At 68.2% G+C, this 13,681-nt stretch carries 16 protein-coding genes; 13 read left to right on the forward strand and 3 right to left on the reverse strand.

What is annotated here, in order from left to right; translation table 11 throughout:
- Nucleotides 1–38 precede the first annotated feature (38 nt).
- The 11 genes from hpf to DX912_RS11030 all read left to right on the forward strand — a co-directional run bounded on the left by hpf (nucleotide 39) and on the right by DX912_RS11030 (nucleotide 8,778).
- Complete coding sequence (hpf, locus tag DX912_RS10980) at nucleotides 39–365, forward strand: ribosome hibernation-promoting factor, HPF/YfiA family (protein ID WP_115842550.1); 327 nt, start codon at nucleotides 39–41, stop codon at nucleotides 363–365.
- Between the two features lie 22 nt (nucleotides 366–387).
- Nucleotides 388–885, forward strand: coding sequence for a PTS sugar transporter subunit IIA (locus DX912_RS10985; protein WP_115842551.1), 498 nt, complete (start codon nucleotides 388–390; stop codon nucleotides 883–885).
- Nucleotides 886–893: 8 nt separating this feature from the next.
- Nucleotides 894–1,844 carry an HPr(Ser) kinase/phosphatase gene (gene hprK / locus DX912_RS10990; protein WP_115842552.1) on the forward strand — a complete coding sequence of 317 codons (951 nt, stop codon included), beginning with the start codon at nucleotides 894–896 and terminating at the stop codon, nucleotides 1,842–1,844.
- A gap of 30 nt (nucleotides 1,845–1,874) precedes the next feature.
- Nucleotides 1,875–2,756, forward strand: coding sequence for an RNase adapter RapZ (rapZ, locus tag DX912_RS10995; RefSeq protein ID WP_115842553.1), 882 nt, complete (start codon nucleotides 1,875–1,877; stop codon nucleotides 2,754–2,756).
- A 202-nt stretch (nucleotides 2,757–2,958) separates the two neighbouring features.
- Entirely contained in the window at nucleotides 2,959–3,276 is a 318-nt protein-coding gene (locus DX912_RS11000; RefSeq protein WP_115842554.1) for an EF-hand domain-containing protein, read from the forward strand.
- 82 nt (nucleotides 3,277–3,358) lie between these two features.
- Complete coding sequence (locus tag DX912_RS11005) at nucleotides 3,359–3,688, forward strand: hypothetical protein (protein ID WP_115842555.1); 330 nt, start codon at nucleotides 3,359–3,361, stop codon at nucleotides 3,686–3,688.
- A 181-nt stretch (nucleotides 3,689–3,869) separates the two neighbouring features.
- Nucleotides 3,870–4,262: a PTS sugar transporter subunit IIA gene (locus tag DX912_RS11010; protein ID WP_115842556.1), complete on the forward strand. Its 393-nt coding sequence runs from the start codon at nucleotides 3,870–3,872 to the stop codon at nucleotides 4,260–4,262.
- Between the two features lie 85 nt (nucleotides 4,263–4,347).
- Nucleotides 4,348–4,617: an HPr family phosphocarrier protein gene (locus DX912_RS11015; protein WP_115842557.1), complete on the forward strand. Its 270-nt coding sequence runs from the start codon at nucleotides 4,348–4,350 to the stop codon at nucleotides 4,615–4,617.
- Nucleotides 4,618–4,624: 7 nt separating this feature from the next.
- Nucleotides 4,625–6,352, forward strand: coding sequence for a phosphoenolpyruvate--protein phosphotransferase (ptsP, locus tag DX912_RS11020; RefSeq protein ID WP_115842558.1), 1,728 nt, complete (start codon nucleotides 4,625–4,627; stop codon nucleotides 6,350–6,352).
- A 136-nt stretch (nucleotides 6,353–6,488) separates the two neighbouring features.
- A complete protein-coding gene (gene mgtE / locus DX912_RS11025) occupies nucleotides 6,489–7,850 on the forward strand; it encodes a magnesium transporter (RefSeq protein ID WP_115842559.1) in 1,362 nt (453 codons plus the stop codon).
- Between the two features lie 97 nt (nucleotides 7,851–7,947).
- The gene (locus tag DX912_RS11030; protein ID WP_115842560.1) at nucleotides 7,948–8,778 is read left to right on the forward strand and encodes a carboxylesterase family protein; all 831 of its coding nucleotides are present in this window, start codon (nucleotides 7,948–7,950) and stop codon (nucleotides 8,776–8,778) included.
- 256 nt (nucleotides 8,779–9,034) lie between these two features.
- On the opposite strand, the gene DX912_RS11035 is transcribed toward DX912_RS11030, so the two are convergent.
- The 3 genes from DX912_RS11035 to DX912_RS11045 are packed head-to-tail and all read right to left on the reverse strand — an operon-like array spanning nucleotide 9,035 to nucleotide 11,048.
- On the reverse strand, nucleotides 9,035–9,958 hold the full coding sequence (locus DX912_RS11035; protein WP_115842561.1) for an aspartate carbamoyltransferase catalytic subunit: 924 nt from the start codon (nucleotides 9,956–9,958) through the stop codon (nucleotides 9,035–9,037).
- Nucleotides 9,955–10,482 (reverse strand): Holliday junction resolvase RuvX, encoded by a 528-nt coding sequence (gene ruvX, locus DX912_RS11040; protein ID WP_115842562.1) that lies wholly within the window; start codon nucleotides 10,480–10,482, stop codon nucleotides 9,955–9,957. The genes DX912_RS11035 and ruvX overlap by 4 nt, the downstream gene beginning before the upstream one ends.
- On the reverse strand, nucleotides 10,482–11,048 hold the full coding sequence (locus tag DX912_RS11045) for a YqgE/AlgH family protein (RefSeq protein ID WP_115842563.1): 567 nt from the start codon (nucleotides 11,046–11,048) through the stop codon (nucleotides 10,482–10,484). The genes ruvX and DX912_RS11045 overlap by 1 nt, the downstream gene beginning before the upstream one ends.
- Nucleotides 11,049–11,136: 88 nt before the next feature.
- Between DX912_RS11045 and DX912_RS11050 the strand changes: the two genes are divergently transcribed.
- Together DX912_RS11050 and DX912_RS11055 are read left to right on the forward strand one after the other, a co-directional pair.
- A complete protein-coding gene (locus DX912_RS11050; RefSeq protein WP_115842611.1) occupies nucleotides 11,137–12,837 on the forward strand; it encodes a dipeptidyl-peptidase 3 family protein in 1,701 nt (566 codons plus the stop codon).
- Nucleotides 12,838–13,109: 272 nt separating this feature from the next.
- The gene (locus DX912_RS11055; RefSeq protein ID WP_115842564.1) at nucleotides 13,110–13,679 is read left to right on the forward strand and encodes a DNA-3-methyladenine glycosylase I; all 570 of its coding nucleotides are present in this window, start codon (nucleotides 13,110–13,112) and stop codon (nucleotides 13,677–13,679) included.
- Nucleotides 13,680–13,681 lie beyond the last annotated feature (2 nt).

A 13,681-nucleotide genomic window follows, 5' to 3' on the forward strand; every position in this document is an offset into this window, starting at 1 on the left:
CATCCTGTCTTCCCGTCGCGACGTAAAGGAGGTCTTCGATGCGCATCGAAACTTACGGCCAGCAGATCGAGGTCACGCCCGCCCTGCGGGACTACGTGGAAAGCAAGCTCTCGCGACTGGAGCGCCATTGCGAACAACCCTTCGATGTCCGCACCCAGCTGAGCCTTGAGAAACCCAACCACCGCGCAAAGGCCACCGTGAATCTCGCCGGCCGCACGCTCGTGGCCGACGCGCAGGCGCTGGACATGTACGCCGCCATCGACCTGCTCACCGACAAGCTCGACCGCCTGCTTCGCGAACACCGCAGCAAGGTCGTCGACCATCATCGCGGCGAAAGCGCCGCCCGCAGCAACAGCTTCGGCTGACCGAGACCCGCCACCCCACACCATGCCGCTGCATGATCTGTTGTCACGCGCGCGTGTCGCCATCCTGGATGGCCACGCGATAGAAGCGGGCGCGTCCGAGGGCGCGCCCGCGCTTCTGCGCGTGCTCGACGCAGCGGCGTGGCTGCTGGCTGACGGCGAGGACAGCGCGCCGATCTCGCTCGCCCTGCGCGACCGCGAACGCCGCGCGAGCACGGCGATCGGCGACGGCGTGGCCGTGCCGCACGCACGCGTGGCCGACATCGACGAATGCCGTGCGGCGTTTCTGCGCGTCGAGCACCCGGTCGATTTCGAAGCGGCCGACGGCAAGCCCGTCGACCTCGTACTCGCGCTGCTCGTGCCCGAGCACGACGTCAACGCGCAACTGCAGCGCCTGGCGGAGATCGCCGAGCGCTTCGCCGATCCCGAATATCGCGCCGCGCTGCGCAAGGCCCGCGACGCAGGCCATCTACGCCAGCTGCTGGGCGGCTCGGGTCCCGATTTCCTTCCCTGCGCCGCCTGAGGGCCCGGATGAGCACCAGCATCAGCGCAGGGGAACTGTTCGAACAACAACGCGATCGTCTCGGCCTGCGCTGGCTGGCCGGGCAACGCGGCGACCGTCGCATCCTCGAAGCGGTCAACACCGTCGCGCGCCGTCCGTCGCTGGCCGGCTATCTCAATGCGATCTACCCCAACAAGGTGCAGATCCTCGGCACCGAGGAACTGGCGTGGCTGGACGCGCTCGAACCGCGCCTTCGCTGGGAGACGATCGAGAAGATCATGCAGTTCCGTCCGCTCGCGCTGGTCATCAGCAAGGACCAGGCGTGCCCGGAAGACCTGCGCATCGCGGCCGAGGAGAGCAACACGCCGCTGTGGGTCTCGCCGCGACGCGGGCATGAGCTGCTCAACCACCTGCAGTACCACCTCGCGCGCGCACTCGCGCCGCGGGTGACGTTGCACGGCGTCTTCATGGAGATCTACTCCATCGGCGTGCTGATCACCGGCGAGTCGGGATCGGGCAAGAGCGAACTCGCGCTGGAACTGGTGACGCGCGGCCACCGCCTGGTCGCCGACGATGCGCCCGAATTCACGCAGATCGCGCCCGACGTCCTCGACGGCACGTGCCCGGAAATGCTCCAGGACCTGCTCGAAGTACGCGGCCTGGGCGTGCTCAACATCCGCCAGATGTTCGGCGACACCGCGGTGAAGAACAACAAGTACCTGCGACTGATCGTGCACCTTGGCAGGCCGATGACCGAACCCAAGCCGATGGGCATGGAACGGCTCACCGGCGACAGCGGCGTGCGTCGCGTGCTCGACCTCGACGTGCCGATGATCACCCTGCCCGTCATGCCCGGCCGCAACCTCGCCGTACTGACCGAAGCAGCCACGCGCCTGCATAGCCTGCGCATGAAGGGGCTGGATCCGGCGGCGGCGTTCATCGCGCGGCACAGCAACTTCCTCGAACGCGGCGATTCCTGACCGCGCACCTTCCCTTCGCCTGCCAGCGCCATGAGCGAAACGCCCAACTCCACGCTTGTCATCGTCAGCGGCATGTCCGGTTCGGGCAAATCCGTCGCACTGCGCACGTTCGAAGACCTGGGTTATTTCTGCGTCGACAACCTGCCCGCGGACCTGCTGCCGCAATTCGTCGCCAGCGTGATGCGGGCCGACGATGGCGCGCCGGCAAAGATGGCGGTGAGCATCGACGTGCGAAACCGCCACAGCGACCTGAGCAACATTCCGGAGTGGCTGTCAGCCGTCGGCAAGCTCGGACTGGATCCGCGGCTGGTGTTCTTCGACGCGAACGAAAGTGCGCTGCTCAAGCGCTACGCCGACACGCGTCGTCGCCATCCGCTGAGCCACCTCGGGCTGTCGCTCGCCGATGCGATAGCGCTGGAGCGGCAGGTACTCAAGCCGCTCCGATCCATCGCCGACGCGGTGGTCGACACCAGCACGCTCAACGTGCACCAACTGCGCCGGCAGGTGCTCACCGAGTTCGGTATCGGCGGCGACACCGGCATGTCGCTGCTGTTCGAATCCTTCGCGTACCGTCGCGGCGTGCCGCCGGACGCGGATTTCGTCTTCGATGCGCGCGCACTTCCGAACCCGCACTGGGATCCGGTGCTGCGCCCGTTGTCCGGGCGCGATGCGGCGATCCGCGAATACCTGGAATCGCAGGCCGACGTGAACCTGTTCTTCGAGCAGATCCGCACGTTCCTCGACACGTGGCTGCCGCGCCTGCACGTGGACAGCACGCGCAGCTACGCGACGATCGCCTTCGGCTGCACCGGCGGTCGCCATCGCTCGGTGTATCTGGCCGAACGCTTCGCCGAGCACGCGCGCGAGCAGGGCTGGGACGAGGTCGCCGTGCATCATCGCGAGCTGGATTGATCGGCGCGCGATCTTCGCCGCATTCCGGTCGTCTTCACGGCGCCGCAACGAAGGCGGCCTCATCGCGGTGAATGCGTCCTGACTCGTGCCTTCGCATGAGCACGCCTCACGAAATTTTCGCATCACGCTTGCACGCGCCTTGCGGTGCCAAGGCTACGGTCGGGTTGCGCTGATCGACGGCGCTCATCCGCAGGAGAGTGCAATGCGAAAGTCCACCGTGACACGAACGGTCCTGATCGCGATGGCCGTCGCGTTCGCTTCCCCTGCCCTCGCACAGCGGACCGAACCGCCGACGCCCACGTCGCCACCGACCGGCAGTACTACCGATACGACCCCGCGCACGCTCAGCTTCTCCGACCTCGACGTCAACGCCGACGGCAAAGTGAGCAAGGACGAAGCCGCGGCCGATGCACGACTGACCAGCCATTACGCGCAGGTCGATCGCGACGGCGACGGCCAGGTGTCTGAAGCCGAATACGCAGCAGGCCACCAGCGCACCGATACCTCGACGCCGCCGTGAACCGCGCGCGTCTCGCGCAGGGCCCCAACGACAAGACCCCATCGACAAGCCGTTCCCCTGAGACCAAAGGAGCACCAACCGAATGAACACCCATCGACTCACCGGCGCCCTCGCGCTGATCCTCGTGTCCTCGACGCTGGCTTTGGCCGGTTGCCAGAAGCACGAAACTGACGTCGTCCCGCCGGCAACCGAAACGCCACCGGCCGATACCACCACCCCGCCGGCCGACACGACCACGCCGCCTGCGGACACCACCACACCGCCGACCGACAGCACGATGCCGCCGACCGATACGACGACCCCGACGGATACGACGACCCCGCCGGCCACCACCCCGCCGCCCACCGACGGCACGACGCCGCCGGCCGACCAGACCACGCCGCAGGACAGCACCACTCCGCCGCGTACGTGATCGCGCGGGACATCCCGCCCCGAACGGCCCGCACCCGCGGGCCGTTCTCGTATCCGGCGCTGCGGATTCGTGACCGTCTTCAACACGACTCCGGGGCCTTTGCGGGGCAAGCATCGCGGAAGTCGCAAGACGGCCTGTTTCCGGCTTCCGGCCCGTCACCCGGACCTGTTAAGTTGACGCCATGGCCGTCGGCATCCTCCTCATCACCCACGAAGGCATCGGCACCGCGCTGGTCGCGGTGGCGCGCCGGTTGCTGAGCCAGTTGCCGCTGCGGACCGAAGCACTCGAGGTGCCGTTCGAAGGCGACCCGGACGCCCTGCTGCCGCAGGCCAGCGCGGCACTGCGCCGCGTGGATGCAGGCGACGGCGTGCTGGTGCTGACCGATCTCTACGGCGCCACGCCCAGCAATCTCGCGGCCAAGGTCGCGCGGCTGGGTACGCCGGTGCGGCGGGTATCGGCGGTGAGTCTGCCGATGCTGCTGCGGGTGATGAACTACGCCGACCTGGGCCTGGACGAACTGCCGGCGGTCGCCGCCGCCGGCGCGCGCAACGGCGTGATCCTGGACGAAGCCTGACGCCGGTCGGGCGCGAAACAGCTGGAAGAAGCATGACTGGAGCAACACACACGCGGGACCGGCAACGGGCCCGGAGGACGCGACGATGATCGAGCACGAACTGACCGTCAGCAATCGACTCGGCCTGCATGCGCGGGCCACGGCCAAGCTCGTGCAGACGCTGTCGGGTTATCGCAGCAGCGCCACGCTCACGGCGAAGGGCCGCGAAGTGAACGCCAAGAGCATCATGGGCGTGATGCTGCTCGCCGCCGGCCAGGGCACGCAGGTGCGCCTGCGCGTGGAAGGCGACGACGAGGAGCACGCCGCGCAGGCGGTCGTGTCGTTGTTCGAACGCCGTTTCGACGAAGACAGCTGAGGCGCGGATGAGGCAGACGTTCGTCGGTCACGGGGCCTCGCGCGGAAGCGCGCTCGGCCGCGCACGCGTCCGCCTGCCGCACGTACTGGAAGTCGTCGAGGAACACATCCCCGCCAAGCGCGTGGAGGGCGAGATCGTCCGCCTGCACGCGGCCATCGCGACCGTGCGCGAAGAAATGTTCGCCCTGCGCGAACGCCTCCACGGCGCGCTCGCCCACGAAGTCGGCGAATTCCTCGACCTGCACAGCCTGCTGCTGGACGATCCCGAACTGCTGCAGGGATTGGACGAACTGATCCGCACCGGTCGCTATTCGGCCGACTACGCGCTGCGCCTGCAACGCGACCGCATCGCCTCGGTCTTCCAGACCATGGACGACGCCTATTTCCGCAGCCGCGTGGACGACATCGACCAGGTAATCGGCCGCATCCACGCCGCGCTGCACCGCCACGATGCGGGCATGCCCGGCGTCGCGGGCGAGATCCTGGTGACCGACAACGTCGCGCCGGCGGAAATCGCGCAACTGCAGGCGCAGGGGGTGATGGCGATCGTCACCACCACCGGCAGCATCCTGTCGCACAGCGCGATCCTCGCCCGCAGCCTGCACCTGCCACTGGTCGTCGGTGCCGAAGGCGCGCTGCAGCGGATCAACGACGGCGACGTGCTCGCGGTGGATGGTGCCACCGGCAACGTCATCCTCGAGCCCGACGCGAACGACCTGCGCGCGCATCGCGGCCGCGTCCGCGAGCTGGCGCGCGAACGCAAGCAATTGCATCGCCTGCGCCGCGAACCCACGCGCACGATCGACGGCGTGGACATCAAGCTCTACGCCAATGCCGAATCGCGCGACGACGTCGCCGAAGCGCATGCGCTCGGCGCGGCCGGCGTGGGCCTGTACCGCACCGAATTCCTGTTCCTGCAGCGCAACGAACTGCCGGACGAGGAAGAGCAGTTCCGCGTCTATCGCGACGTCGTGCTCGGCATGACCGGTCGCGCCGTGACGATCCGCACGCTCGACCTCGGCGCCGACAAGGCGGACCGCACCGGGCTGGCGCTTCGCGATGAACCCAATCCCGCACTCGGGCTGCGCGGCGTGCGCCTGTCGCTCGCGCGCGCGGGGCTGCTGGAAGCGCAGCTGCGCGCACTGGTACGTGCGTCCGGCTACGGTCCATTGCGGATCCTGCTGCCGATGATCTCCACGCGCGAGGAAGTGCGCCAGGTGCGCGCCACGCTCAAGCGCGTCACGCTGGAACTTCGCGAACAGGGCCACGCGATCGCCGACAACATCCCGCTCGGCGCGATGATCGAGGTGCCGGCGGCCGCGATCGCGCTGCCGGCGTTCATCGGCAGCGTGGACTTCCTGTCGATCGGCACCAACGACCTGGTGCAGTACCTGCTCGCGGCCGACCGCAACAACGAGGCGCTGACGAGCCTCTATACGCCGCTGCATCCTGCGGTGATCCGCCTGGTGCGCGACGTCATCCAGCTGGCCCGGAAGCGCGACAAGCCGGTGGCCGTGTGCGGCGAGATGGCCGGCGATTCGCACTTCGCACCGATGCTGCTGGCGCTGGGGCTGATGGAATTCAGCCTGCACCCGGCCACGCTGCTGGAACTGCGCCGCACGATCCGCCATTGCGACCTCGCGCAACTGCAGTCGCGCGCCCCTGCCCTGCTGCGCGCGCGCGACCGCGCCGGCATCGAGGAATGGATCGCGGAGAACGCGCCGGTCGTGGCGTGATGCCGCATCGGCGATGCGCGCGAAGGGGTGGGCATCCCCGGCGTTCGGGGCGATAATGTCGCGATGAACACCTGACCCTGTCGTGCCCGAGCGGCCCGACGCGACCACGCTTCTCACGAAGCCCGGGAAGCCCCGCATGGCCGAAGCCGTCCGCCACGACAAGACCGCGCGCCAACTGCGCCTGCTTTCCGATGCACTGGACAGCGGCCGCCTTGGCCCCGTGCGCCGGCTGGTCAACACGCTCTCCCCTGCCGAGATCGGCAACCTCCTCGAATCGCTCCCGCCGGGCAAGCGCACGGTGGTGTGGGGGCTGGTCGATGCGGAAGACGACGGCGAGGTGCTGGTGCACGTCGGCGACGACGTGCGCGAAGGCCTGCTGGCCGAGATGGACCCGGACGAGATCATCGCCGCGGTCGAAGACCTCGACATCGACGACCTCGCCGACCTCGTCGAGGACCTGCCCGATACCGTCATCGACGAAGTCCTCAAGTCGATGGACCGCGAGAACCGCGAGCGGCTCGAACAGGTGCTGTCGTACCCGGAGGACACCGCCGGCCGACTGATGAACCCCGACGTGGTGACGGTGCGCACCGACACCACCATCGACGTGGTGCTGCGTTACCTGCGCCTGCGCGGCGAACTGCCCGAGCACACCGACCACCTGTACGTGGTCAGCCGGCGCCACCAGTACCTGGGGCGCATCGCGCTGGCGGCGCTGCTGACGCACGAGCCCGGCACGCCGATCAACAAGCTGATCGACGACGAACAGCCGGCAATCGACGTCGAGGAATCGGCCAACGAGGTCGCGCGCAAGTTCTCCGACCACGACTGGCTAAGCGCGCCGGTGGTGGACGACAACAACATCCTGCTCGGCCGCATCACCATCGACGACGTCGTCGACATCATCCGCAACCAGGCCGAGCACCAGGCGTTGAGCGCCGCCGGCCTGGACGAGGACGAGGACCTGTTCAGCCCGGTCTGGCGCGCGATGCGTCGACGGCTGATCTGGCTCTCGATCAACCTCGCCACCGCCTTCCTCGCGGCGAGTGTCGTCGGCGAATTCGCCGACACGATCGACAAGCTGGTCGCGCTGGCCGTGCTGATGCCCATCGTCGCGGGCATGGGCGGCAACGCCGGTACGCAGGTGCTGGCGCTGATGGTGCGAGGCCTCGCGTTGGGCCAGGTCGGCGCGGCGAACGTGCGCACGCTCCTGTGGAAGGAAGCACGCGTCGCGCTGCTCAATGGCCTGGTGCTCGGCACCCTGCTGGGCCTGATCGTGCTGCTGTGGTTCCACAGCGTCGGCTTGTCGATCGTGATCGCGACCGCGCTGACGGCGAACCTGCTGTTCGCGGCGGTGGCCGGCGTGCTGGTGCCGGTGACGATCCGGCGCTTCGGTTACGACCCGGCGCTCGCGTCCGGCATCTTCCTGACGACGGTGACCGACGTCATGGGCTTTTTCACCTTCCTCGGGCTGGCGACGATCATCCTGCTGCGCTGAGGCGCCCGATGCGGCCCCGCGTCGCGATCTGCGACGCACGCCATTGCGATGCGCCGCGGCTGCGCCAATCATGCGGGCCGATGCCAGGAGTCCGTCCATGCCTTCGTTTCCGCGTTCCGCGTTTTCCCTTCTGACCCGCCTCGCCGTCGTCGCCCTGGCGCTCGCACTCGCCGCCTGCGCGACCACACCGCGCGAGGTGCCGCCGGGCCGGTTCGTCGAACGCAGCGTCGTGGTCGACGGCGGCAGCCATCGCTACCAGGTCTTCGTGCCGTCGCGACAGGCCGGCGGGAAGCATCCGGCGACCGTGCTGTTCCTGCACGGCTCCGGCGAGCGCGGCACCGACAACCAGCGCCAGGTCGACGTCGGCCTCGGCCCGTTCGTGCGCGAACACGCGAAGACGTTCCCGGCCATCGTCGTCTTCCCGCAGTCGCCGGACGGCACGTCCTGGACCGGCACGCAGGCGCGCGTCGCGCTGGCTGCGCTGGATGCCGCGATCGACGAATTCGACGGCGACGAGGACCGCATCGTGCTCACCGGCATGTCGCGCGGCGGCTACGGCGTACTGGAACTGGCGATCATGGAACCGCGCCGCTTCGCCGCGCTGGTGCCGGTCTGCGGCGGCATCACCCAGCCACCCGCGCTGAAGGAACACCTGCAGGTCGAGGGCGTGGCGCTGGCGCCCGATCCCTTCCTCGCGGCCGCACAGAAACTGCAGAAGCTGCCGGTGTGGGCCTTCCACGGCGGGAAAGACGACGTCGTGACCCCGGACCAGTCGCGCCACTTCGTCGAAGCGCTGCGCAACGTGGGCGGCAACGTGCGCTACACCGAGTTCGCCGAGCTCGGCCACAACAGCTGGGACGCCGCGTATGCCACCCCCGAACTGTGGACCTGGGCGTTCGCGCAGCAGCGTAAGGGCGGGTTGTTCTGATTACCGAGCCCCGCCCGCTCACCGTAGAGCAGTTCGATTCTGGAGCCCCTCTCCCGCCTGCGGGAGAGGGGTTGGGGTGAGGGCTGGCGTGCTGTCGCACGCACCCGCAATTCATGCGTGAACTGGAGGCCGCGGATTAGCAGCGAAGATCAACATGGATTCCAGCTTTCGCCGGAATGACCAAACAGCGATTCGCCGCTAGGCGAGTGCCCCGACGCACCCGGCCTGGCTCCCGCTTTCGCGGGGATGACGGGTGTCACCCGCGCAGCAACGCCTCCAGCACCGCCATGCGCACGGCGACGCCGTTGCTCACCTGGCGCAGGATCAGCGACTGCGGACCGTCGGCCACTTCGTCGGTGATTTCCACGCCGCGGTTGATCGGGCCCGGATGCATCACCACCGCATCGGGCGCGGCGCGCGTGAGGCGTTGCGCGGTGAGACCGAATTCGCGGTGGTAGTCGTCGAGCGAGGCGACCAGACCTTCTTCCATGCGTTCGCGTTGCAGGCGCAGCATCATCGCCGCGTCCACGCCGTCCAGTGCGGCATCGAGATCGTGCGAGACGACGCAACCGTCGAGCGTGCCATCGTTCGGCAGCAGCGATGCCGGGCCGCACACGCGGATCTCGCCGGTGCCGAGCGTGCGCAGCGCCTGCAGGTCCGAGCGCGCGACGCGCGAATGCTTCACGTCGCCGACGATCGCAACCTTCAGCTTCGAGAAGTCGTGCCCCTTTGCCTGCCGCAGCGTGAGCATGTCGAGCAGGCCCTGCGTCGGATGCGCACTGCGGCCGTCGCCGGCATTGACCAGTGCCGTGCCGAGTTCGACGTGCTGCGAGAGCGCGGCCACCGCGCCATCTTCGTGATGGCGGATGACGAAGCCGCGCACGCCCATCGCTTCGAGGTTCTTCAGGGTGTCCAGCGCGGTTTCGCCCTTGCGCGTGGACGAGGTGGACGCGTCGAAGTTCAGCACGTCCGCGCCCAGGCGCTGCGCGGCGAGCGTGAAGCTCATGCGCGTGCGCGTGGACGGTTCGAAGAACAGCGTGCACACCGCGATGCCGTCGAGCGCGCGACGGTCGTAATGGCCGTCGGCGAAGGCCTGCGCGCGCGTGAGCAGTGCATCGAGCGCGTCGAAAGGCAGGCCATCGAGCGTGAGCAGATGGCGCGGAAGGTGCGTGTTGTTCATGCGGTCGGAGGCGGCGTCGGCCGGTTCGATTTCGTGGAATCGGGAAGATCGGAAAGGTCGAGCGCGTCGTCGGGCGACGCGAGCCAGCGTTCGATGATGACCGCGGCGGCGACGGCGTCGAGCGCTTCGGCGTCGCGGCGACGCTTGCGGCCTTCGGCACGATCGGATGCGAACCGCTGCGCGGCTTCGATCGAACTCATGCGCTCGTCGACCAGCACCACCGGCAGGTTGTAGCGCTGCGCGAGCTCGCGCGCGAAGGCGTGCGCGCGCAGGCGGATCGGCTGGTCGCCGCCGTCCAGCGCCATCGGGTCGCCGACGATCAGGCCGTCGGGCCGCCATTCGCTGCGCAGCCGGTCGATCGAGGCCCAGTCCGGGCCGTGGCCGTGCACGTCGATCACGGCCAGCGCGCGTGCGCCGTGTCCGAACGCGCTGCCGACGGCGACGCCGATGCGGCGCGCGCCCACGTCGAAGCCCAGCACGGTGCCGTCGCGACGGATGCCGGGCTTGTCGGGCGAGGCCGCCATCAGGCGTGACCGGCGTAGTCGGCCAGGTGCGCGAAATCGACGCCGATGCGACCGGCGGCGGCCTGCCAGCGCGCATCCAGCGGCAGCTCGAACAGCAGCTCGGCGTCGGCCGGTGCGGTGAGCCAGTCGTTCTCGGTCAGCTCGTGTTCCAGCTGGCCCGAACCCCAGCCGGCGCAGCCCAGCGCGACGATCGCGTTCTCGGGGCCTTCGCCGCGCGCCATCGCTTCGAGGATGTCGCGCGAGGTCGTAAGGAACAGGTGTTCGGTGATCGCCATCGTCGAATCCCACTGCATGCCGCCGTCGTGCAGCACGAAGCCGCGCTCGGGATGCACCGGCCCCCCGGCGAGCACCGGCTGCGCGCGCATGGTTTCGTCGCCGCCTTCCAGGCCCATCTGGCCGAGCACTTCACCCAGCGTGTATTCGGAAGCGCGGTTCACGACGATGCCCATGGCACCGTCGGCGTCGTGCTGGCAGATCAGCGCCACGCTGCGCGCGAAGTTCGAATCGGCCAGCGCGGGCAGCGCGATCAGCAGCTGGTTGGCCAGTGGCGTGGGCGTAACGGACATGGCCGCATTCTAGCCCGCCCGGCGTGATGCGTGCCGCATCGCGGCACGGCGTACGATGGCGACTTTCCCCGTGCCCAACGCCGCCGTCATGTCTTCCGCACAGCGCCCGCTCGTCCTGGCCTGCCTGGCCGTCGTCGCCCTCGCCGCCTGCCAGCGTGCGAACCCGCCCGAAGCCGCGCCCGCGGCGTCCACGCCCGCGCAAGCGCCCGCCGCAACGTCCTACGCCGCCGCGCACGCCGGCGACTACGCCGTGGTGCCGCTGAAGGCCGATCTCTCGCGCTTCGACGAGAACACGCGCCGCATGATCGCGCTGCTGGTGGAAGCCAGCGAGGTCACCAACGACCTGTACTGGAAGCAGTCCTGGGACGGCGATCGCGCCGCGCTGCTGGCGCGCGCGCCGGATGCGGCCACGCGCGAACTGGCGGAGATCAATTTCGGCCCGTGGGATCGCCTGAACGAAGACACGCCCTTCATCGACGGCGTCGGCCCGCGACCGCCGGGCGGCCCGTTCTATCCGGCCGACATGACCAAGGCCGAGTTCGAAGCCGCGCAACTGCCGGACAAGACGTCCAACTACACCCTGCTGCGTCGCGAGAACGGCAAGCTCGTCACGGTGCCTTATCACGTGGCCTACAAGCCCGAGCTCGAGCGCATCGCGACGCTGCTGCGCGAGGCGGCGAAGCTCAGCAGCGACAAGTCGTTCGGCAATTACCTGAACATGCGCGCCGACGCGCTGCTGAGCGACGATTTCCGCCCGAGCGACATGGCGTGGATGGACATGAAGACCAATCCGGTCGACGTCGTCATCGGCCCGATCGAGACCTACGAAGACCAGCTCTTCGGCTACAAGGCCGCCTACGAAGGCCTGGTGCTGGTGAAGGACGTGGAGTGGAGCCAGAAGCTCGCGCGGTTCGCGAGTTTCCTGCCGGCGCTGCAGAAGGGCCTGCCGGTGGACGCGAAATACAAGGCGGAAATGCCCGGCTCCGACGCCGACCTCAACGCGTATCAGGTCGTCCATTACGGCGGCAATGCGAACGTCGGCGGCAAGACGATCGCGATCAATCTGCCCAACGACGAGGAAGTGCAGCTGAAGAAGGGCACGCGCCGGCTCCAGCTGGAGAACGTGATGCGCGCGAAGTTCGACGCGATCCTGGTGCCGATCGCGAACCAGCTGATCGCGAAGGACCAGCTCAAGCACGTCACGTTCGATGCGTTCTTCGAGGACGTGATGTTCCATGAAGTCGCGCATGGCCTGGGCATCAAGAAGACGCTCGACGGCAAGGGCACGGTCGACGAGGCGCTGAAGGAATATTCCTCCAGCTTCGAGGAAGGCAAGGCCGACATCCTCGGGCTGTACATGATCGACGCACTCAGCCGCCAGGGCGAACTCGACGAAAACAAGCTGATGGACGGCTACGTGACCTTCCTCGCGGGCATCCTGCGTTCGGTGCGTTTCGGCGCGAGCGACGCGCACGGCAAGGCGAACATGGTGCGCTTCAACTTCTTCGCCGAGCGCGGCGCGTTCACGCGCGACGCCGACGGGCGCTACCGCGTCGACTTCGACAAGATGCGCGAGGCGATGAACGCGCTCAGCGCGAAGCTGCTTACCGTGCAGGGCGACGGCGATTACGCCGAAGCCAAGCGGATGACCGAGACGATGGGCGTGATCAAACCCGAGCTCGCGTCGGACCTGGCGCGGCTGAAGGACGCGAAGATCCCGATCGACATCCGCTTCGAGCAGGGGCTGGAGACGCTGGGGTTGGAGGCGTTCGCGACTCCGGCGAAGTGACACGGCTCGTGCTGCATCGCAGTCTTCGCATGGCCGGATGCATGCGTGCCTCCATGCGCCATCATCACGGCGAAAGCCGCCCAAGCTGATGGGGAAAGCGTGGAACGCCCCTGGATTCCCGCCTTCGCGGGAATGACGAGCAAAGAGCAACAGCAAGAAGCAACAAGCGGCACGCGGCACGCGGCACGCGAAGCGAACGCGACGCTTCGTGACGTGACGCGACAAGCACCACGCACCGCCCAGCCTCCACACCACCAAACCAGCGAAATCCAATGTCCGGCTACTGCGACTCCGCCCCCGGCCACCCGCTCCACGGCCCTTACCACGACACCGAGTACGGATTCCCGCAGCGCGATGAAGCGGTGCTGTTCGAGCGCCTGATCCTCGAGATCAACCAGGCCGGACTGAGCTGGGAGACCATGCTGCGCAAGCGCGAGGGATTCCATCGCGCGTACAGCGGCTTCGACGTGGACAAGGTCGCCAGGTACGGCGACAAGGATCGCGAGCGCCTGTTGAATGATGCGGGCATCATCCGCAACCGCCTGAAAGTGGATGCGGCGATCCACAACGCGAAGGTGATCCGCGAGCTGCGCGCATCGCATGGCAGCTTCGCGCAATGGCTCGATGCGCACCTGCTCGACGATGCCGGCAAGCGCCGCGACAAGGCCGGCTGGATCAAGCTGTTCAAGAGGACCTTCCGCTTCACCGGCGGCGAGATCACCAACGAGTTCCTGATGAGCCTGGGCTACCTGCCCGGCGCGCACCGCGACGATTGCCCCGCGCAGAAGGAGATCCTGAAGCTCAAGCCGCCACTGGATCCCGCGTGGCGGCGCAAGCTCTGATC

It is taken from the genome of Lysobacter soli (genome assembly GCF_003382285.1).
GTDB lineage: Bacteria > Pseudomonadota > Gammaproteobacteria > Xanthomonadales > Xanthomonadaceae > Lysobacter_J > Lysobacter_J soli.